Annotated in this window: 19 protein-coding genes and 3 pseudogenes; 11 read left to right on the top strand and 11 right to left on the bottom strand. The window is 43.7% G+C overall.

From position 1 onward, the window contains the following. Positions 1 to 3,122: inverse autotransporter beta domain-containing protein (locus PSI17_RS12690; RefSeq protein WP_273552315.1), on the bottom strand; the 3,122-nt coding region annotated here is incomplete at its 3' end. Positions 3,123 to 4,135: 1,013 nt separating this feature from the next. Here PSI17_RS12690 and PSI17_RS12685 point away from each other — a divergent pair. From PSI17_RS12685 to PSI17_RS12670, 4 genes are all read left to right on the top strand, one after another. Further along, positions 4,136 to 5,107, top strand: a complete 972-nt coding sequence (locus tag PSI17_RS12685; RefSeq protein ID WP_273552314.1) for an HlyD family secretion protein — start codon at positions 4,136 to 4,138, stop codon at positions 5,105 to 5,107. Between the two features lie 9 nt (positions 5,108 to 5,116). Beyond that, the gene (locus PSI17_RS12680; protein ID WP_273552313.1) at positions 5,117 to 6,262 is read left to right on the top strand and encodes an ABC transporter permease; all 1,146 of its coding nucleotides are present in this window, start codon (positions 5,117 to 5,119) and stop codon (positions 6,260 to 6,262) included. Continuing rightward, positions 6,262 to 7,434 (top strand): ABC transporter permease, encoded by a 1,173-nt coding sequence (locus PSI17_RS12675; RefSeq protein WP_273552312.1) that lies wholly within the window; start codon positions 6,262 to 6,264, stop codon positions 7,432 to 7,434. The genes PSI17_RS12680 and PSI17_RS12675 overlap by 1 nt, the downstream gene beginning before the upstream one ends. A 230-nt stretch (positions 7,435 to 7,664) precedes the next feature. Continuing rightward, positions 7,665 to 8,174, top strand: a complete 510-nt coding sequence (locus tag PSI17_RS12670) for a GNAT family N-acetyltransferase (RefSeq protein WP_273552311.1) — start codon at positions 7,665 to 7,667, stop codon at positions 8,172 to 8,174. Here PSI17_RS12670 and PSI17_RS12665 read toward each other — a convergent pair. Beyond that, a pseudogene (locus PSI17_RS12665) lies at positions 8,137 to 8,394 on the bottom strand (GIY-YIG nuclease family protein); the annotation flags it as partial. The gene PSI17_RS12670 and the pseudogene PSI17_RS12665 sit on opposite strands and share 38 nt — an antisense overlap. On the opposite strand from PSI17_RS12665, the gene PSI17_RS12660 reads away from it, so the two are divergent. Next, on the top strand, positions 8,389 to 8,511 hold the full coding sequence (locus PSI17_RS12660) for a DUF1471 domain-containing protein (protein ID WP_273552310.1): 123 nt from the start codon (positions 8,389 to 8,391) through the stop codon (positions 8,509 to 8,511). The pseudogene PSI17_RS12665 and the gene PSI17_RS12660 sit on opposite strands and share 6 nt — an antisense overlap. Before the next feature lie 99 nt (positions 8,512 to 8,610). Next, positions 8,611 to 9,042, top strand: a complete 432-nt coding sequence (locus PSI17_RS12655; protein WP_273552309.1) for a YhbP family protein — start codon at positions 8,611 to 8,613, stop codon at positions 9,040 to 9,042. Positions 9,043 to 9,060: 18 nt separating this feature from the next. Here PSI17_RS12655 and nrdG read toward each other — a convergent pair whose 3' ends face one another. The 3 genes and pseudogenes from nrdG to ridA all read right to left on the bottom strand — a co-directional run bounded on the left by nrdG (position 9,061) and on the right by ridA (position 12,114). Continuing rightward, positions 9,061 to 9,525 (bottom strand): anaerobic ribonucleoside-triphosphate reductase-activating protein, encoded by a 465-nt coding sequence (nrdG, locus tag PSI17_RS12650; protein ID WP_273552308.1) that lies wholly within the window; start codon positions 9,523 to 9,525, stop codon positions 9,061 to 9,063. A gap of 4 nt (positions 9,526 to 9,529) precedes the next feature. Next, a pseudogene (gene nrdD / locus PSI17_RS12645) lies at positions 9,530 to 11,470 on the bottom strand (anaerobic ribonucleoside-triphosphate reductase); the annotation flags it as partial. 257 nt (positions 11,471 to 11,727) lie between these two features. After that, on the bottom strand, positions 11,728 to 12,114 hold the full coding sequence (gene ridA / locus PSI17_RS12640; protein ID WP_273552307.1) for a 2-iminobutanoate/2-iminopropanoate deaminase: 387 nt from the start codon (positions 12,112 to 12,114) through the stop codon (positions 11,728 to 11,730). Between the two features lie 13 nt (positions 12,115 to 12,127). Here ridA and PSI17_RS12635 point away from each other — a divergent pair, with 13 nt between their 5' ends. Next, positions 12,128 to 12,262 carry a hypothetical protein gene (locus PSI17_RS12635; RefSeq protein ID WP_273552306.1) on the top strand — a complete coding sequence of 45 codons (135 nt, stop codon included), beginning with the start codon at positions 12,128 to 12,130 and terminating at the stop codon, positions 12,260 to 12,262. On the opposite strand, the gene pyrI is transcribed toward PSI17_RS12635, so the two are convergent. The 5 genes from pyrI to PSI17_RS12610 all read right to left on the bottom strand — a co-directional run bounded on the left by pyrI (position 12,246) and on the right by PSI17_RS12610 (position 15,476). Next, positions 12,246 to 12,710, bottom strand: a complete 465-nt coding sequence (gene pyrI / locus PSI17_RS12630) for an aspartate carbamoyltransferase regulatory subunit (RefSeq protein ID WP_273552305.1) — start codon at positions 12,708 to 12,710, stop codon at positions 12,246 to 12,248. The two genes, PSI17_RS12635 and pyrI, sit on opposite strands and share 17 nt — an antisense overlap. Positions 12,711 to 12,894: 184 nt before the next feature. Next, positions 12,895 to 13,638 (bottom strand): metallophosphoesterase family protein, encoded by a 744-nt coding sequence (locus PSI17_RS12625; protein ID WP_273552304.1) that lies wholly within the window; start codon positions 13,636 to 13,638, stop codon positions 12,895 to 12,897. Further along, complete coding sequence (locus PSI17_RS12620) at positions 13,635 to 14,333, bottom strand: VUT family protein (RefSeq protein WP_273552303.1); 699 nt, start codon at positions 14,331 to 14,333, stop codon at positions 13,635 to 13,637. The genes PSI17_RS12625 and PSI17_RS12620 overlap by 4 nt, the downstream gene beginning before the upstream one ends. Beyond that, the gene (locus tag PSI17_RS12615; RefSeq protein WP_273552302.1) at positions 14,330 to 14,812 is read right to left on the bottom strand and encodes a hypothetical protein; all 483 of its coding nucleotides are present in this window, start codon (positions 14,810 to 14,812) and stop codon (positions 14,330 to 14,332) included. The genes PSI17_RS12620 and PSI17_RS12615 overlap by 4 nt, the downstream gene beginning before the upstream one ends. 10 nt (positions 14,813 to 14,822) lie before the next feature. Further along, on the bottom strand, positions 14,823 to 15,476 hold the full coding sequence (locus PSI17_RS12610) for a helix-turn-helix domain-containing protein (RefSeq protein ID WP_273552301.1): 654 nt from the start codon (positions 15,474 to 15,476) through the stop codon (positions 14,823 to 14,825). Between the two features lie 634 nt (positions 15,477 to 16,110). On the opposite strand from PSI17_RS12610, the gene aac(6') reads away from it, so the two are divergent. Both aac(6') and PSI17_RS12600 read left to right on the top strand, forming a co-directional pair. Then, positions 16,111 to 16,578: an aminoglycoside 6'-N-acetyltransferase gene (gene aac(6'), locus PSI17_RS12605; RefSeq protein WP_273552300.1), complete on the top strand. Its 468-nt coding sequence runs from the start codon at positions 16,111 to 16,113 to the stop codon at positions 16,576 to 16,578. A 262-nt stretch (positions 16,579 to 16,840) separates the two neighbouring features. Beyond that, positions 16,841 to 19,159: an FdhF/YdeP family oxidoreductase gene (locus PSI17_RS12600; protein WP_273552299.1), complete on the top strand. Its 2,319-nt coding sequence runs from the start codon at positions 16,841 to 16,843 to the stop codon at positions 19,157 to 19,159. Positions 19,160 to 19,266: 107 nt separating this feature from the next. Here PSI17_RS12600 and pyrB read toward each other — a convergent pair whose 3' ends face one another. Then, complete coding sequence (gene pyrB, locus PSI17_RS12595) at positions 19,267 to 20,208, bottom strand: aspartate carbamoyltransferase (RefSeq protein ID WP_273552298.1); 942 nt, start codon at positions 20,206 to 20,208, stop codon at positions 19,267 to 19,269. Between the two features lie 284 nt (positions 20,209 to 20,492). Here pyrB and PSI17_RS12590 point away from each other — a divergent pair, with 284 nt between their 5' ends. Further along, positions 20,493 to 20,663, top strand: a complete 171-nt coding sequence (locus tag PSI17_RS12590) for an RtcB family protein (RefSeq protein WP_273552297.1) — start codon at positions 20,493 to 20,495, stop codon at positions 20,661 to 20,663. Next, a pseudogene (locus PSI17_RS12585) lies at positions 20,624 to 21,001 on the top strand (RtcB family protein); the annotation flags it as partial. The gene PSI17_RS12590 and the pseudogene PSI17_RS12585, both read left to right, overlap by 40 nt. Positions 21,002 to 21,077 lie beyond the last annotated feature (76 nt).

Here is a 21,077-nt window from a genome sequence, read left to right as displayed (position 1 = left end):
ATGATGTAATCAAAAACGGCATCATTGGTCACATGTTCAAATCCTAGGTCTATATTCACCGCGTAATGTCCATCTCTCCCTTGTTGGTCTTTCCCTGGCGTTGCAGAACGATAGGAGCGATGCTCAGGCCAACCAAAGTGGTCATGCATTGCATTGTTTGGGTAAACGTGGTACAGAGATATTAAATCGTCCTTGGTTGGCAGCTTTTTATTTATTCTCTTACAGTACAGTTCGGCATGGGGGGCGGTACGGGTTGCCCATGCTTCACCACTTTCTTCAAATTGGTCCCTTGATTGTAAATGCTGTACCTTCAGTTCTGTTTGCAATGAAGGGCGATGAAAGACAGTCCCATTGAGGTCCACTATAGTGTCATGCATATGTCCCCAAAAATTAGCTTCGGGAACATCTGGGCTGGTTACCACAGTGAAAATGACATCTTGAATTCGTGGTTCAGCAATATCATCCGCTGAGACAGATAATGTTGTCTTCACACCAAGCCCGTTAGGATCGGTCGCAGTCATAGACAAAACACCTTGATCATCCGTAAAACCTTGGTATTCACCTAATTTGCCATTAAGTAATACTGTGATTTTCTCATTAACATCTTGGCGATTTTTTGCTCCAGTGGCTGTGATGCTGACCGCGACATTTCGGACTGGCTGTCCGTGATTTAACGTTTTGATTCTCAGTATGATCGGCTTTTCTTTTGCAACCTTATCAGCGCTTGTCGTGATCGTCATATCATCAGCAATCCCCCTGACCGTTCCTCCTTCTCCGCCATCATGCGTTTTGTTTCCCTGCCCGGCACTCATGCTGGTATCCACATTCTGTGTATTTCCGATAACGTCCATCGCATTTCGTGCCTGTACAGCAAGTTCTTTCACCTGCCCTGCATCGGCCAGTGTCAATGTGTAGTTAGGCACCTCACCTGATTTTGTGATTGACCGGCCTTTGGTCATGTCAATATTGCCCTTATTGCCCCACACATAGCGCGATTTATCTGTTTTGTCGCCATCATTAGCATTAAATTTATAGGTTGCACCCAATTGCTGTCCCATCTCCAATTTGCCAGTAATGGTCAAATCTTTGATGATTGGCGCCTCAGGATGGACGAGTAGGATCTCGACGGGCTTGATGGTAATACCCTCGATTTCCGGGGTGATTTTCAGTACTCCGATTTTTTCGCCGGCGGTGAGCTGGGATTGATAAACGCCCGGCTGAACTTCTTTCATGTTATCGATCTTCGGATCGCTGCCACTGCCTTGTAATCCACTCGAAACCAATTTGATTTCAGCGGCAATTCCACTGATGGGTTTGTCGTTCTGGTTTTTCAAGGTTAACGTCAGGAGGGTGGTGGCATGACCATTAGCCAACAGCTCTTTGTCTTTTGCCGAGAAGGTGGATTTAGCGGCATCAACGATGGCAGGGAGCACTTGTACCTTCATTTCAGCCCGTTTGGACGCATTGCCGTGCTCATCGTAAGCCGTTGCCCCAACCGTGTAGGTATTGGCACCCTGAGACTGATACTTTGGCAAGATCAACAGATAGTGTGTGCCACCTTGATGCTGGATCTTACCCCCATTGGCAAAAAGGCTTGCTGCTTCCCACTGAATATCTCTAAACCCATATTTACTGTTGACACTGATATGAAGCGGTTTGGAATCTCTCGCATGACCAATAATCAGGTTATCCATTGCCAGAGAGATCACTTCACGTTTGCGGTATTCCAAAACGATCTGATTGTTGCGTTCGACCAAATCATAGCGGCCGCCTTGCAGGGAACGCTTAAACATGACGGCACCGGGATCAATCTGTTTGGCCCACGGCGTACCAATGTCATAATTCAGTGCGATATTGAACAGCGTTTCCCCATCACCGGACATATCTTGTTTGCGGTCAATACCGAAAGTCAGCAAGGGGATTGGCGTATAATTAACCCCGACAGTAAAGGCAGCAGGATCTTTCTTGAGATGGTCTTGACTGACCAGCCCAACTTCATCCCCGAAGTACTGCTCATACATCAGCTTGCCGCCGAGTTGGGGTAAAGCGGGTAAATAACCTTCTGCTCTCAGGTCGAAGCCATTGGCGGGACGTTCATCATAATCGGTCAAAAGGCGGGATTCTTTCCAATTGCTTAAACGAAAATAGCCGTTCGCAGCCAATTTCAGGTAATTGCGGGCATATTCTGCACCAAGGCCGAACCGACTATTCTCACCCGTCATATCGCGGTCAAAGAAAGCATTGTAACCCAACATCCAATCGCCAATAAAATGGCGCTGACCAAATCCAATATTGGCGGTATTGCGTTTATCAATATGGCGCAGGCCAAACTGGGTAAAGGTCATCTGGTGAGAGGTATCATACAGTGGCAATAACATATCAAACTGGCTGCCATTCAAGCGGCCGTGGTTATCCATATTGATTTGCACACGCGTTGTACCATAGCGTTCCAACCAATTTTGAATTTTCTGACTGGCTTCGCCTGTTGCCAGACTGTTTAACTGACTTACTGCATTATCTTTAATATTGTCACTCGCCAGCAACTGGCCAAGGCGAGAAGACATCTCCGCCAGATGACCTGAATTGTCGTCTGTAATAGAAACGGGATCTTCTGCAATAGGTGCCTGAGTTAATGCAGGTTGCGCTATTAAAAAGTGTTTTAATGCAGACGGTTCTGAGGAAGGTGGTTCTGGTGGCGATTGTTCTGATGGAGATTGTTTTAATGGAGATTGTTCTGATGGCGATTGCGTTAATGAAGAATAGTTAAAAGGAAGAAATTTATTGTTTCGAGGTTTGGGAACATCAATTTCACTACCCACGCCAAGTGCGGTAAAAGGTTTATCAAAAGTACGCAATTGGTTGATTTTTATTAAGTCAGAGGCCGTTAAGCCATAACGTTTGGCGACAATACTGATTGTTTCTCCTGGTTTCAGGATATAAGGCTCTGTTGGTAAAGCCCATTTTTCATTTTTAAACGTTGAAGGGGTTTTGGCAGTCGCGATAGTAGGAGTAAATGCACTAACTGCGGGAAACGCAAGTTGGGTAACAATGTTTATCCAAGCTACGCGTTTCACCAAGTTTTGCGGATGTTGTAGCCACGGCTTATCGAATTTTCTGTTCATAGCTATAAACCTGTAACAATAAAAAAAACCACCAAGCGAGAATCAGCAGTAAATCTATCCATTTCAGTTCTCCATTCAGGATATTAACTTCTATTTACTGTCTGCCATCAGTCGTGTCAGCAGGGAGAAAAACGCCAGATAGCGACGCAATAAAGGAATGACAACACGACATTGCCTGATTTGAGATATCACAAAATAGTTAACAAATCCTGCTTAATAGTTAACATTCAGATTATTGATCTGATGTTTTGTCTTTGTGAGGTTTTTTATTCCAGCATAAAATCAATTTTTGATCAATATAACTTTCGTTATCAATCGTTTTGCATAAAATTGTAAATTGTTGATACCCTCTTTCAAATGAGAATAAAGGCAGCATAAATTATAAATAAATATGATTGATTAACGGTTTGTTTTTCTGTTCTGTGAAATCAAATCAACGGATGATTATTAAGGTGAATATCGATCGAGAGGGCTTGAAACAACAAAATGGCAGGGATTAGTTTTAATCGATGAGACGGATGGTGGTAATGATAATATGCAATTTTATTACAGAATTACCTTTTATTTTTCGCCACTCTTTTATTCTCTTTTTATCGCCGATACTTGTCTTGAATGAAAAAAGAATGATGGAGAGTAATTTATTCTATTAATTAATTATTAATTTGTTTATATCAATTTTATTGAACTAATTATTTCAGATTGGCTATTCAATTCTACAGGATGACGTGTAAAATGTTCCGCATTTGTTAAAAAACATAATGCTATAATTATACTATTTTATATCAATAATTACCTTGATTATGATTTAAATATGATTTATAGCAATATTTATAACTAATCAAAGGCATTCCCCCCAGAAATGCTAAAATTTAGGCAGTGGAGAATGTTTAGGCATAGATTATGCTGTTTAGTGTGTTTTAGCACTGTCACTAACACCGGACTGGCATCGAATTGGGTGATTAATTTTATCGAAAATATTGACCTGATAGTACGCTTGGGGCTTACAGAACATAATGAAAAAAAGAACACTTTTCACAATCTTACTGATCATCTTCCTGATCGCAATGGCTGTGTTTTTCCGTTCCCATAACCAAGAGCTTTTGTTACAAGGAGAGGTTGATGCGCCAGAAGTCATCATTGCTTCCAAAGCGGCGGGGCGAGTCGTTAAGGTTCATGTTGAACGAGGAGATAACGTTAAAGCGGGGCAATTGATGGTGAGTCTTGATAGCCCTGAACTGGCGGCGAAAGTTGCCTCAGTACAGGCGTTGCGCGACCAAGCTAAAGCAAAACTTGAATTATCCCTGCACGGGACGAGTGAGGAGAACATCCGAAGTTTAGCCGCCGCGTTTGCACAGGCTCAATCGGGATACAAAAACGCCCAACGTGAATTTGATCGCCTCAAAAATATGTCAACCAAAGGCTATGTGTCTGCCACTGAGCTGGATAATGCGCGCAGCACGCGGGATATTGCCTATCAGAAAATGCTGGGGGCTAAAGCTGAGCTGGATGAAGGGAAAAAGGGGGATCGTATAGAGTTACGACACCAGTATCAGGCAGCATTGAATGAAGCAGAAGAAAACCTGCGTGAACTGGAAATACAGCATGATGATCTGCAAGTCAAAGCGCCCATCAATGGTGAAGTCGGGCCATTGCCGGCGGAAGAGGGGCAACTTTTTAATGCCAGTAGTCCGTTGGCGACATTGGTACGCATTTCAGAGGCTTATTTCGTCTATAACCTGCGGGAAAATATTTTGGCCAATGTCCGCAAGGGCGACAAAATTACATTGCATGTCCCTGCGCTGGGCAATAAGCAGATTGAAGCTGAAATCCGCTATATCGCGCCAATGGGGGATTATGCGACAAAACGGGCCACCCGTGCGACGGGGGATTTTGACCTGAGAACATTTGAGGTTCGGTTATATCCATTGCAACCTGTTGATGGCTTACGTCCGGGCATGAGTGCGTTATGGTTCTGGGATAAGTAAGGCAGCCTGATGAATATAAAAGCGGTGTGGGGCAGTTTTGAGCAAGGATTTTCCCAAGAATTTAGCGTTGCACTGCATAGTCCGGTTTTTCACTGGCTGAGTTGGCTGTTCCCTTTGCTGCTGTTTATGTTAACGAGTGCCAATTTTTCAGAGGGCACACTGTTTAACTTACCTGTTTCAGTGGTGGATAACGACCATAGCACGCAGTCTCGTACCCTGATCCGCAACTTGAATGCTGCCCCCCATGCAGATATCAAGTCTTATGACAATAGCTTGCAGGAATCCATGGAACGTATACGCCGGGCTCAGGATTACGCACTGCTTTATATTCCTGAGAATTTTGAAAAAGAGGCTTTAAGTGGAAAACAGCCGACGGTAAGTATCTATTACAATGCCCTGTTTTATGGGGCGGGACGTTATTCAACGCAGGATTTCAGCGGATTGATAGCAGAAACGAATGCAAAATACCGCACAATCATTGCTTCCGAGATCGGTCGGCCGCTACCGCCATTAGCCAAAGCGAGCATGTCCTATGACAGCTTGTTTAACGCCAGTGGCAGTTATATTTATTTCCAGCAATTTGCGGCAACGATTCACCTATTACAGCTTTTTGTCGTCACATGCACTATCTACACCATGGCCCGGGGAAAGCCGCTCTTGAAGGCGGAATCTTTCATCGGGGCCTTGTTAGGAAAATTGGCACCCTACACGTTGATTTTCACACTGCTATTGATGGTGGAAATTATGGCGCTGGTGATTTTCTCGGATGCAAAAGTCGCCGGTAATCCGTTGTATATGCCGATTGTGGGGTTTTTCTATGTGATTGCCGCACAAAGCATTGGCTTGTTGCTGTTTACGTTCACCAGCAGTGCAATAACGGCTTACACCATGATTGGGATGCTGGTCAGTATTGCGCTGGCATTTTCCGGTATGATCGTGCCAGAACTCTCGATGATATGGCCTGCCAGAATTATTTCTACCCTTGAACCATTAACTTATGCCTTGAATGCCATGTTTGACATCTTCCTGCGGGAAGTCTCCCTACAGATTATCCTGCATGTTTGCCTGATATTGATGATCTATCCTGCGGTTTGTAGTTTTCTGATCCGTAATCGCTTGTGGCAGCGGCTTAATCAATCAGAGGGAGGCGCATAATGTCGGATCATGAGAAAACCCGTTGGGCATTATACTGGCAGACATTGCGCGATGTATTTTTGGGAATGTTGGAAAAACCCATGTGGTTGCTATTGATTGTGTCGTTATGTGTGATGAGCATGGTTTATATTCATCCTTCTTTGTGGGACTTACCGATTGCCGTGATCGATCAGGATAACAGCCATGCGAGCCATGCGTTGATCCGTAATATTAATTCCACGGCGAACGTGAAAACCCAAAGCTACGATAATCTCAGCCATGCCCGTCGTGACTTGCTACAGCGAACCATCTTCGCCATCATCATCGTTCCTGTGGATTTTGAAAAACGCCTGCTTAACGGGCAAAATGTAACCGTGCCGATTTATGGTGACGCGACCAATCGCCTCGCCAATGGGCAAATCCAAAAGGATCTCGTTCAGGCTTATCAACAGCTCTTGTCAGAGTTCAATGGCATGTTGCTTTTACAGTCGGGTTTCAGTCTTGAGCAGGTAAAAATCTTGCTCCAACCGATTAAGGGTGAAACCATCGGATTATTTAACCCCGGTGTCAGCTATCCCGCGATAGTATTTCCGGGTTTATTGGTCATGCTGCTGCAACACTCTTTGCTCATATCTTGCGTTCGCGTCAGTATTACCCTACGGGATACCCCTCAGGGCAATCCACCGCTTCCCGTCTATCTGGGTGCATTATCCGCCTTGATCCCCATCTGGCTGTTTCTGTCCGTGATCTTTTTTATCTTATGGCCGTGGATATTGGGGTATCGGCAAGATGCACCGATTTATCTTGTCCTTTTGTTGACATTCCCGTTCTTGTTGACGGTATTAGGATTGGGGAAATTGGTGACAGAATGCTTGCGCAGCGTGGAAATGATTTATTTGACATTGGCTTTTATTACTACGCCGGTCTTCTATATCTCTGGCACAGTCTGGCCACCTCAGGCGATGCCTGAATGGGTCAGGGTGGTTTCATCGGCCTTACCATCGACATGGGCGACAAAAGCGATAGCAGGGGTTAACCAGATGGGATTGTCACTGCACAATGTATACAAAGATATCGGCATGATGCTACTGCTTGGCGTGATATATATGGTTTTGGGCATCTTGATTGGCATGCTGCGCAATAAAGAATTCCGTTCTCTGATCCAACGCATTAAGCGCTTATTTTCTCAGTAATATTCATAATCTTATGTCCATGAATCGGCAAGCGAAAACCGCTGATCACTGACCTTAGACTCCGCAAAAATGGCTGCTGCTGATGTTCATCCTGTAGACGTTTTATGATAAGGGATTTATTATCGATTTTCCCATTGCAAGTCATCGCCTTTCTGATACTTGCATCGGGCTGAATTTATCAAAGCGGAACAGAAGGAGGGCGCTGATCGGAACGATCGCGCATTATCGCCATGTTAATCAGGGTCGAAATTCCTGTCGATGCTATGGGGATTGACCGTTTGCTGCGTCAATCTTTTGAAACATCGGCAGAAGCTGAGTTAATTCATCAACTAAGAGAAGATGGTTTATTGACATTGGGTATTGTTGCGACTGACGATGAAGGCCAGGTGATTGGCTATGCCGGTTTCGCGCCTGTTGATATCAATGGTGAAGATCATCAATGGGTTGGTTTGGCGCCATTGTCTGTGGCGGAACAGTATCGTTGTCATGGGCTTGGTGAAAAATTGGTTTATGAAGGGCTGGATAGCCTGAACGAGTTTGGCTATGGGGCGGTTGTGGTGTTGGGTGATCCTGAGTACTACTACCGTTTTGGCTTTAAACTTGCCAATGAATACCAATTATATTGCCAATGGCCTGATTGTGAGGATTACTTCCTGATCTACCCCCTGACTGATATTTTACGGGGGGACTGTCAGGGGCTGGTTACTTATCCTGTCTATTTTGATCACCTGTGGTCATAGCCTGGGTGAAAAACTTCTCAGATGAACCGATTTCTATTAAATACGTCGTTATACAGAGAGGCTGGTCAATAACTAGCCTTTCTTTTTGCTGTTTACTCAGTTTTTTCACCCGATACTCCACTTTCAATGCGATTCCCTTATCCCTTAGCGGACTCTGGTAAACCAAGGCCAAGGGACTTTTCCCGCGTAGGTACTTTGCGCCTTTTCCGGCGGCATGCTGCATAGTCTGACCACAGAGTTGTCCAAAAAAGCTGATGAAGTTGGCGCAACCTATTTCCGCATTATTTCTGCGAATGGTCATAACCAACTCAATGGTGTTGCTGAAATTTATAAATAATTTATCCTGTTAGCCGTAAGTCAAAGACAGAACACGTAACCAGATAGGCAATCTGGCGTGTTCTGTTATGATTTGAGTAAAATAACGGTATGGGAATATATGGACTTAAATAAAGAAATTTTAATTATTCGCCAATATCTCGTCAGGCAACATGTATTCACGCTTTGTACATCTTCAGCCCAGGATTTATGGTGTGCAAACTGCTTTTATGCCTTTGATGCTGATAGCATGGCATTTTGGTTTATGACTGAATCTGATACCCGCCACGGTAAGATGATGCAAAAAAATCCCATTGTTGCAGGCACTATTGCCGGCCAGACCCGCAATATCGCACACATAAAAGGGGTGCAATTTCGTGGTGAAGTCATGCCATTGACAGGTGAAGCCGAAACCCTCGCCAGAGCACGTTATTGCCGCCGTTTTCCCATTGCCCTGTCGGCCAAATCCCCAATCTGGCAGCTCAATATCCATGAAATCAAAATGGTAAATAACACCCTCGGCTTTGGCAAAAAATTGCATTGGCAGCGTTAATTCCCTGTCTTAAATTCTCTACCTTAAATAGTGGATGACCTGATTACGACTGCCTCGCCAAATTAACGAAGGGTCATACAACGCCTGTTCAAATTTCCCATCCACCAGCACATGAATATTATGGATAACTTCTTGCTGTACTTCACTTAATTCATGGAGGACATAACCCGTCCACAGCCAGATATCCTTATCTGGACATTCATTTCGTACACGCTTAACCAGCCGCAGTACGCAGGGGACATTGTGCGGATGCAGCGGATCGCCGCCAGATAGTGACAAACCTTGCCGTTTAATACGGTGATCTTTCAGGTCAGCCATGATTTGATCTTCGATGGCTGGCGTAAAAGGCTGACCCGAATCGACGCGCCACGTGCTTTGGTTATAGCAGCCACGGCATTGATGCAGGCAACCTGACACAAACAGCGTACAGCGGGTTCCGGGGCCATTGACCACATCAACCGGATAATATTGGTGATAATTCATTGCATTAACCCACTTGCCCGTTGCCGAGATGTTTTACGCGGCGTTTTACCTCTTCCTGCTTACCTGCATTGAATGGGCGTGCATCAGGACTGCCGAGGTAACCACAAACACGGCGAGTCACGGAAACTTGGGCTGAATCATGATTGCCACATTGGGGACAGGTGAATCCTTTACTGGTACAGGCAAACTCTCCGCTAAAACCACACCGGTAACACTCATCAATTGGTGTATTGGTGCCATAATAAGGCACACGGGAATAGCTGTAATCCCAGACATCTTCCAACGCTTTCAGGTTATGTTGCAGATTGGGATATTCGCCGTAGCAAATAAAACCCCCGTTTGCCAATGGCGGATAGGGCGCTTCAAAGTCCAGTTTATCGTAGGGATTGACCTGCTTCTCCACATCCAGATGAAAGCTGTTGGTGTAATAGCCCTTATCTGTGACGCCCTGGATCACACCGAACTCGGCGGTATCCAAACGGCAGAAGCGGTCACATAAATTCTCGCTTGGTGTACTGTACAAACTAAACCCATAACCAGTCTCCCGTTTCCATTGCTCGACGGCCTGACGCAAGTGTTTAACAATAGCAATGGCTTTCTGCTGGCGCTGTTCATCATCAAACAGATGAAGGTGATTACCATATAACGCATTTATCGTTTCATGAATGCCGATATAACCCAATGAGATAGAAGCCCGGCCGTGTTTAAAAATATCGGCGATATTGTCATCGGCTTTCAGGCGGACACCACAGGCACCTTCCATGTAGAGGATGGGGGCAACGCGGGCCTTGGTATTTTCGAGGCGGGCAATGCGGGTCATCAGCGCTTTTTTTGCGATCAGCAAGCGTTGATCCAAAATTTGCCAAAAATCCGCTTCATTCCCCTTGGCTTCAAGTGCCATGCGGGGCAGGTTCAGGCTGATAACGCCCAAATTATTGCGACCTTCATGAATTTGCCGGCCATTTTCTGCATAAACGCCGAGAAAACTGCGGCAACCCATTGGCGTTTTAAATGAACCCGTTACCTTAATCACTTGATCATAATTGAGAATATCGGGGTACATGCGTTTACTGGCACACGCCAGCGCCAATAACTTAATGTCATAGTGGGGATCACCAAAACGGTGATTCAATCCATCGCGAATAGTAAAAACCAGCTTGGGGAAGACTGCGGTTTTGCGCTTTTTTCCCAACCCCGCAATACGGTTGCGCAGAATCGAAATTTGGATCAAACGGGCTTCTTTGGTTGTTCCCAATCCAAAACCGAAAGTGACAAACGGCGTTTGCCCATTGGCGGTATGCAGCGTATTGACTTCATATTCCAGTGACTGGAAAGCGTCATAACACTCTTTTTCTGTACGCGCTTCTGCATAGGCAACCTGATCGGTGATCTGCCACTCTTTGGCAATGGCCAGATGTTTGTCATAACTGGCTTTCACAAAAGGCGCGAGGACTTCATCAATGCGATTAATGGTCGTGCCGCCATAAATATGACTGGCAACTTGCGCAATGATCTGGGCAGTGACCGCAGTGGCAGTAGAAATGGATTTGGGCGTCTCAATTTCTGCATTGCCCATTTTAAAGCCGTTGGTCAGCATCCCCTGTAAATCGATCAGCATACAGTTGAACATAGGAAAAAACGGGGCGTAATCCAGATCATGATAGTGAATTTCGCCTTTATCATGTGCCTGTACCACATCTCGCGGCAGCATATGCTGCTTGGCATATTGCCGGGCGACAATTCCCGCTAATAAATCACGCTGAGTCGGGATGACCTTACTATCTTTGTTGGCATTTTCATTAAGAAGAGATAAGTGATTTTGTTCGATCAGTCCGCGGATTTCTTGATCCAGCCGATCATGCCATGTATAGGAAGCCTGTTCACCGGTATTACCCTGACTAACGTCAACGTGGCGGTTATCCTGTTGCGTCACAACCATTTTCACAATATGGCTCCTCGATATGTTATCCACAGACGAAAATGACCTGAATGGCCGTTTTTTGCGTTGGTGTGGATAATCTTGTGTATAAATACTACATATAGTGATTTTTGTGTATTTAAACACAATATATAGATCATTTGAGCGAATATACAACCTGAAAAGTTGATCTCAGACAAAGAAAAGCAGGTTATCGGGGGAGGAAAACAGGGCGGTAATAACAACCCTGATACCGAAGTGATCAGGGCTGGGAGAACGACAGATTAGCGACGAACGGCGATCGCTTCAATCTCGATTTTCACATCTTTTGGCAGGCGGGCAACTTCAACACATGAACGCGCAGGGAACGGCGCATTATGTTCAGCGAAGAACGCTTCGTAAGTTGCGTTCACGGCAGCAAAGTCATTCAAGTCTTTGACAAATACCGTAGTTTTTACGATATCAGCCACTTTCAGGCCGGCTTGTTCAATGATAGCTTTGACGTTTTCCAAAGATTGACGGGCTTGGGCTGTCACCTCTTCAGGAACAGCGCCGGTTTTGGGATCAACCGGGATCTGGCCGGAAGTGATAACCATGCTGCCCAGATCAACACCCTGAACATAAGGGCCGATTGCGGCGGGTGCATTCTCGGTATGGATAGAACGTGACATTAGAAACTCCTGTTTGACGTCTGAATGGAAAAATGTTCTGGATCGCCATTATAGTGATCCGCTGTCCCGCATCAATGGATACAGGACACTCTTGTCGATGACTGAAGCGGGCAGAGGGTTTGAACCGGCGATTAAGCGTTATCAATAACGGCTTGACGATCAAACTCTTTCTCACAGTATTTACAACGCAACATCACATCGTCTTTCGCTGACATCACGGAGAAGCTGCTGTTAACGGGTTCATTGTGACTGATGCAGTTACTGTTTGGGCAGACCAGAACGTTGTCGATTTGGTCTGGCAGATTGATTGGCATCTTTTTGACGACAACATAATTCTCAATGTTATTGATTGTGGCATGCGGCGCATACATGGCGAGCTGGTTTGCCTGTTGCGCTGTCAGAAAGGTATTTTCAATCTTAATCAGATCCTTTTTACCCAGTTGGTTGGAAGGCAGATTCAGGCCAATGGTAATGCGCTGGTCTGTTTCGGTGAGTTTGAACAGTGACAATAACTTAAAACCGACATGGGCGGGAATGTGATCGATAACCGTGCCGCATTTAATGGCTTCTACTTGTAGTTGATGGTCTTGGGTCATGTTGTGTCATAAATACCGTTTCGGTATTCCTCCTCCGGATATTAGGGGATCAAGGAAATCGGCTTATTTTGTCACAGACGATTTGGCATTTCACCTGATTAGATTTTTAATTTAAAAGGCGAATGTTGGAGATGAACAAGTGCAGCCAACTGCGCTGCAACTTGAAAAATAGAGAGAACAGCCATTAATAAATACATGAAGTGATAGATAAATCAGATGAAAAATCAATGATATTGAAACCAAAGCCTTTTGATATCTTGACTGTCTCTATGCCTGGCAGCCATTGGAATACCACTGCGGGAGCAACAGAGGTTGTCATTGTATTATGGTGCCAAATACGTGAAGTATGTGCATGCCCGCTGCCGATAAACTTAACCTGATATTTCTTACAAAGATCTAATAATTCTTTACCATTATTCAACATGCAGTTATCTACAATGGGTGTCCCAACTGGAATAGCATGGTGGTGCATAAAAATAGCGATATTAACATCACTATTTTTAACAATTTCTTCTTCTAATTCTGCTAAGTTATCTTTGGATATAAAACCAAAATCCTCGCCTTCAACAACTGTATCGACTGAAATAATACGCCAGCCATTATTTTTATATTGACGTGAATGGATAAGAAATTGATTTTTTTCTTCTGCGAGCGCGATATTAAAGTTCTCCTTGAGATCATGATTACCCAGTATGGCGATATAAGGTGTTCTTAATGATTCCATTTTTCTAAAAAAGTATTTGTATGCTTCTGCATCACCATCATTTGCAATATCACCGGAAACGATAATTAACGCTATCTCGTTTAGATTTTTTATTCTTAATATCTCTTCACAAACAAAATCAAAATTTTCATAAGGATTTACATCAAATGGTTTTTGATCTCGATTTCGGGTTAAATGTATATCCGATAAGTGAATCACTTTCATTTTTTATTACCTCCGAAAAGAAATGGATTGTATGATATGTTCCAATCGTATATATCAGTGGATTCTATTTTTTTTATTTTCTCTGCCAGAAAGATGCCTATTGGTAGAAGAATAATAGACATGATAACTTTATAAGACCATGTTGTTGCAATAATTGTGATTAATTCATTAAAGTTATATTTTGAAGAAAGGCTGATAGGATACGCTGATAGTAAAAGAGCGGCTTGGGTAATCATTGAAGCAATGATATATCTTATAAAAAAGAATCTACCAAGGAAAACTTTTTTTAAATTAGATATAACGAATCCGTTGATAAAGTAAGAAATTGGTACAGAAGTCCATGTTCCTACCATAACACGCCAAAATTCGCCAAATAATGACTTAAAGTTCATTGATATCTGATTGTTTTCTGGTTGAGTATGTGATGATGCAAAGATAATCATTACAAAAATGGATTGGCATAGGACTATTATCCAGACAGTTCTAACTCCTTGCCTGTATCCATAAACCTCCGTCTGGATTGTGGATATTAGGAAATAAAAAGAGAATAAAATCCCGCTAAATGTGATTTTAAAACCATCAAAATCCAGTGTCTTATACACAAGCACATCACAAGTTATCATTATTGTAACAGATAAAGAAATGAGTAAAGAATCATATTTGAATTTTGAATTGGTAGGATAAGAATTAGTCATTTTATTACCTTTAATTTTGCGGTCTTGGATGATTTTATCTTTTCTGATTTTAATATTTCATCGGAAATTCTTCTTCCATCTTTTAATCCTGACATATAGGCTATTCTAACAAGGCTTGTTGGATCTAATTTTTCGACGATATTTTGATCTGTAAGCAGCTCTTTTTCATTAATTTTTCTACAAGAATAGGCATTTTGTATTGTGAATGATAAATCTCTCCTCTCTTCTACTATTTCAAACTTCTGTTTTTTCCTCATATCATATTCTTCAAATCGTGTTATAAATATGATATCAGCAGGGTTTATGTTATATAATAAATCACTTTCAAAAATATCTTCTGCTGTTGCTTTTATACATGTATGCGTGCCTAACTCTTTTAATATATAAAATCCATTTTCTTTTACTGGTTCGAATTTTTGCAAACTGTATATATAACGAGGTTTGAATGTTTTTTTGAAAAAATCAATTATTTTTACCATTATTAATTTCCTATTTTAATCTTTTAATTGATTTAATCACTACCCCAATTATTGTATAATTTTTGGTTAAGGCCGCTTTACGTTCATTTTCAATACCTAATATTGAGAAGTAAATGCCACTTTCACCGACAAAAACTTGCCTAAAACAAATAGGGGCATCTTTAATTTTTACGAGAACTACATCACTATCACAAAAATTTTCGGCTTTAGAAACGATTGCAATAGTTTTGCTATCAAAATATGGAGATAGAAGGTTATTTGAAAACTCTACTGCGAAAAGAGAGTTTTCATGATCTTCTTGAATACTCAGTTTATATAAATTAGTGTTGACTATTTTACCTGATACGTATCCATCCAATTCATCATAACGAATTAGAGGTACTGATGAGATAATTTCTTCATTTTCATTTGACTCAGATAATTTATTGTCTGTAATTTCACCAACATTCACACCGAATACATCTGCAATTGATGAGATAGTCGAAATAGTCGGGTTGCCAACACCTCGTCTAAGGCTGTTGACAGTCGCAATTCCTAAACCTGTCAATTTACTCAGGGCCTGTGAGTCCATATTGTTTTTTTTCATCAAAAAATCAATGTTTTGTGCGATATTAGATAGTAAGACATCAGCTTCTGCATTTTTTATCTTGTTTGAATCTTGCATTATATCATCTCTTTGATAATATATTGTCGAACGTTGATATTGATAATGTTATGTTATCTATTAATATTTTGTAATACAAGAGGCCAACATCAGGGAAATTTCTATTTTTTCTATTGTTTATGTAGGGCACAAGGAAGGAATATGAAAGAAAGGAATCATATCTATATGGTGAACTGTGTATCAAAAGATTGTTTTTCTGCTCGTTATGCTTAAGATTTACTTTCTGAGCATAACGAGCAAATGATATTAAGGCTTACAATTTAGAGACAATCTTAAGATCTCTATCTAAAAATTGAATCAAGGTACTGATAAATATTCATATGAATGCTTGCCTTCGTTAAGAACGTTATTTTTTCAATCTGTGAATATAAAACGACAATAATTCCTAAATACCTTTTCAAAATGATAGGTGTATTCCTGACCTCGCGCACCGCGCGGGATCAGGAAGCAACGCATGTTGAGACTCTCACTATTATGAAAAGGTATTTAGTTATTGCTATTTACTTCCATGTGGAATAAATCTCATTATCTAATATTCTGAAATTAAATATTACAATACTTATTATTTCCCATTAGCATAATGTGAGATAACACCCCCTATTTCCACATCAAACAGCAGGAATTAATCTAATATATGAAAAATGACATTAATATCAATATGTTAATCGAAGAGCTAAATGAAGATAACTTGCCAGTATGGATAGCATTGCGAGAACAGCTCTGGCCTCATCATGCAAAAGCAGCCCATCAAGCCGACGGGGAAGAAATTATCTCTTCCAGTCAGTTGGTTTCATTTATTGTGCGAGATGACGCGGGTAACGAACTGGGTTTTGCTGATGCCTCAGTCAGACATGACTATGTAAATGGTTGTAACAGTAGTCCGGTGGTTTTTCTTGAGGGGATCTTTGTTTCCTCAAGCTATAGAAAATGTGGGATAGCCAAGCTATTGGTAGACGAAGTGCAATCTTGGGGAAGGAAAAAAGGGTGTCAGGAACTCGCATCCGATACCGAATTGGATAATGTTCTGTCGCAACAGGTGCATATTGGATTGGGATTCCAAATGACTGAAAAGGTCGTTTTTTTTAAAAAAGAATTAAATTAATATTTTTAATCGATGTTGGTGATACAGATCTTTCTCCCAGAAAGAAAAAACCTCACCACCAGAACAGAAACCTTGCCCATCTTTTAGCCTCTGATAGCATTTATTTGATCTCCATCACACTATTGTTCTGCAAAATGTAATCCATTAATAAGCTAACATGATATCGGTGGTAAGCCGCCGATGAATGAATTCGGCGTTATGGGTTCACCTGCAAATCTGTGGCCAGAGAGTGTTGACCACGGCATAAAAAATAGAGATTTTTATGAAATTCAAATCAAAAATAAAACCTTACCACGCGGCTGCGGGGGGGTGGGGTTCACTGGAGGCAACAACCCGCTTCGTCTTTGATAGTAAACAAGCCCTGAAGAATATGGTTAACCTGATGCGCATGAACAAGCCCAAAGGCTTCGATTGCCCCGGATGCGCATGGGGAGATGACAACAAAAGTCTTTTTAGTTTTTGTGAAAACGGTGCCAAGGCCGTGACTTGGGAAGCCACTCGCCGGTATGTTGATCGGGAATTCTTCGCCACTTACAGTGTGAGTAAACTTTACCAGCAAAGTGATTATTTCCTTGAATACCAAGGGCGAGTGGTGGAACCGATGAGCTATAACCCGCAGACGGATCATTATGAGCCGATCAGTTGGGATGAGGCGTTTACCCTGATTGCCCGCCATATTCAGGCGATGGATCACCCCAATCAGCTTGAACTGTACACTTCAGGGCGCGCCAGTAATGAGGCTTCATGGCTGTATCAACTATTTGGCCGTCTGGTCGGAACAAATAACTTTCCTGATTGCTCCAATATGTGTCATGAAGCCAGTGGCAGCGGCATGTTAAAAAGTTTAGGGGTTGGGAAAGGGACAATCCGGCTGTCAGATTTTGATCACGCTGATGCCATTTTTGTCTTCGGTCAAAACCCCGGCACCAACCACCCACGAATGCTGCATAGCTTACGGCACGCTGCCGAACGTGGCGCGCGTATCGTGACGTTTAACACGCTGCGTGAGCGCGGGTTGGAACGTTTCGCTGATCCACAAAAGCCGCTCGAAGTGATCACGCCAAGGGCAGGGGAAATCAGCCATCGTTATTATCAGCCTAAGCTTGGCGGAGATATGGCCGCAGTGCGTGGGATGGTTAAGGCACTTTGGGAAACCCATAACACCCTGCTGGCCGAAGGTAAATCAGGTATTTTTGATCTGGCGTTTATTGCAACGTACACCAACGGTGTGGAGGCTTATTTGCAAGAAGTGGCTGCAACCGACTGGTCATTTATCGAAGAGCAATCGGGATTGAGCGAAGCACAATTGCGCGAGGCGGCCTCTATTTATCAGCGTGCTGAACGCGTCATCTGTACTTGGGCAATGGGGATAACGCAACATAAACACTCTCTGGTGACCGTGCGCGAAATCGTCAACCTGCAATTGCTTTTTGGTCAATTGGGTAAACCGGGCGCAGGGCTTTGTCCGGTACGTGGTCACAGTAATGTACAGGGTAACCGGACGATGGGGATTAATGAAAAACCGTCCCGGCCTTTCTTGGATAGCATGGCCGCTCATTTTGGTTTCGAGCCACCTCGTACTCATGGTCATAATGTTGTGGAAGCGTTAAGTGCCATGTCGCGTGACGAAGTTAAGGTGCTGATCGCACTGGGCGGCAACCTTGCGGCTGCGGCTCCGGATACTCAGCGAACAGAAGACGCGCTTAAACACTGCGATTTGACCGTACACATCAGCACAAAATTAAACCGGAGTCACCTCATTACCGGTAAAAAGGGCGCGCTTATCCTGCCGACATTGGGTCGTACCGAACAAGATATTCAGGCCACAGGCTCGCAGTTTGTGACGGTAGAAGACTCTTTCAGCATGGTTCATGCTTCCGAGGGCGTGAATAAACCGTTATGTGATACCCAACGTTCTGAGACGGCGATTGTGGCAGGCATTGCCAATGCGACAGTAGGCAATACCGCGACGATTAACTGGCTGGAATTAGCTTGTGATTACAATAAAATTCGCGATCATATTGCGGCAACCATTCCGGGATTTGCCGACTTTAATCAAAAATGTGAGCAACCCGGCGGTTTCTATCTTGGCAATGCGGCGGCCGAATTACGTTTTGCGACACCGAGCAAAAAAGCGCAGTTCAGTCCTGCGACACTGCCGAAGACCCTGTTTCCACAAATTGACGGCACTGATGTTCCTTTCACGTTGCAGACCTTGCGTTCACACGATCAATACAACACCACGATTTATGGATTGGATGATCGTTATCGCGGGGTTTATGGTCAGCGGGAAGTATTGTTCATGAATCCGGACGATATGGCTCAATGGGGATACCAAGCCGGCGATCGGGTCGATATCGAAACAGTATGGCATGACGGCATCAGGCGAAGAGTTTCCGGCTTCAAGTTAGTGCCTTACACCATACCCCGCGGCAACCTTGCCGCTTACTATCCGGAAACCAACCCATTAGTTCCACTGGAAAGTTTTGGTGATGGTACAGGTACACCAACCTCAAAATCTGTGCCGGTGAAATTATCCCTCACGGAACAGAGCCGGGCTGAACTTCGGCGCCTTGTGTAAGGTGTTTAGGGTTTGTTCTTCTGAATAACAATTAGAAGTACGTCGATTTAATATTATGACCAAGGAATAATTTCCACAGTCATAATATTAATGGCTATTTATTCTTGTTAATCATCAATCACAACATCTTCATTTAATACCAGCGACAACAATGCCTGACGGGCGAAAATGCCATTTCCCGCTTGCTGGAAATAATAAGCATAGGGGGTTTTATCGACATCTACCGTGATTTCATCAATGCGCGGCAGCGGGTGCAGCACTTTCAGGTTCTCTTTGACATTCACCAGATCCGCCGCGTGCAGGACAAACTGGGCTTTGATATTGGCATATTCTGAAGGATCAAGGCGCTCTTTCTGGACGCGCGTCATATACAGAATATCCAGCTCAGGCAGGGCATCTTCAAAGTGATTGTGCAGGCTGTAACTCACCTGTTTTTCTTCCAGCATGTGCAGGATATAGCTTGGCATCGCAAGGGCATCTGGTGCGATAAAGCAGAAATGGTTGCCACTGAATTTCGCCAGCGCCTGGGTCAGCGAGTGAACAGTTCGGCCATATTTCAAATCACCGACCATGGCGATTTTCAGGTTTTCCAGTCTGCCCTGAGTTTCCCGGATGGTGAACAGATCGAGCAACGTCTGGGTTGGATGCTGGTTTGCGCCATCGCCGGCGTTAATCACAGGGATATGGCCGGAAAACTCGGAAGCCAGTCGTGCCGCCCCTTCCTGTGGGTGACGCATAACGATCGCATCGGCATATTGGCTGATGATAGAAATGGTATCCGCCAGCGTTTCTCCCTTTTTACCCAATGACGTATTGCTGCTGTCAGCAAAGCCCACGACGGAAGCGCCGAGTCGCTGAATGGCGGTTTCAAAAGAGAGGCGGGTGCGTGTGGAGGCTTCAAAGAAACAACTCGCTATCACCTTGTGTTTCAATAACTCAGTCTGGGGATTGGCTTTCAATGCAGCGGCCGTCTGCAATACCAGTTCCAGATCTGCGCGGCTCAGATCATTAATTGAAATGATATGCTTGCGATATAACGGGTTAGCCATGTTTACGTTCCTCTTTTATGACTTCTAGCCTTGGACTGGGCAGACAAAAAAAAGCCCCTCAATAGAGGGGCTTTTTAAATGTTCGTTTAAGCAATGGGAAAAACAATGCGTTTACGCTGCCGACAGACAGTGTTTCGTTAGCCTGATGTTTTGTAACAGCTTTTACAGCGCAATCTTTCATGTTTTCTCCCGGCAAATCGTCGCGCATTATACTCACGCTGGCGTTCATCGCAAGGATTGCGGGCAGAAATTTTTGTTTTCATGTTTTCTAATCGGCCTGAATAGTGACACCATTATTCGTTTCGATTGCCCAAACTGATCGCCATTCTGTTAAGGGCATTCATCAGGTAGGAACGCTGGGAACGGGGAACCATTTTATTGAGTTATGCCCTGATGAAGCGGATCGTGTTTGGGTGTACAGCGTGAACAGCATTACGGTGAAGACGTTTTGGTGACGCGTAAAGGTGCGGTATCTGCCCGTAAAGGCCAGATGGGGATCATTCCGGGTTCAATGGGAGCGAAAAGCTATATCGTCCGCGGTCTTGGAAACGAAGAAAGCTTTTGCTCGTGCAGCCACGGAGCCGGCCGAGTGATGAGCCGTAACGAGGCAAAAAAACGCTTTACCGTAAGCGACCAAAAACGTGCGACTGCGCATGTGGAATGCCGTAAAGACAGCGATGTGATCGATGAAATCCCGATGGCATACAAAGATATTGATGCTGTGATGGCAGCCCAATCGTCGTTGGTGGAAATCGTGCATACCTTGCGTCAGGTGGTGTGTGTAAAAGGATAAGAATCAAATGGGTCGCGTTCCGTTATGCCCTGATTGCGCTCATTGGTATCTAAAAAATCATTTGGAACGGAGATAT

The sequence above is a fragment of the Xenorhabdus sp. IM139775 genome, from assembly GCF_028598745.1.
Lineage (GTDB): Bacteria > Pseudomonadota > Gammaproteobacteria > Enterobacterales > Enterobacteriaceae > Xenorhabdus.
This window is presented reverse-complemented; position numbering and strand designations above follow the sequence as displayed.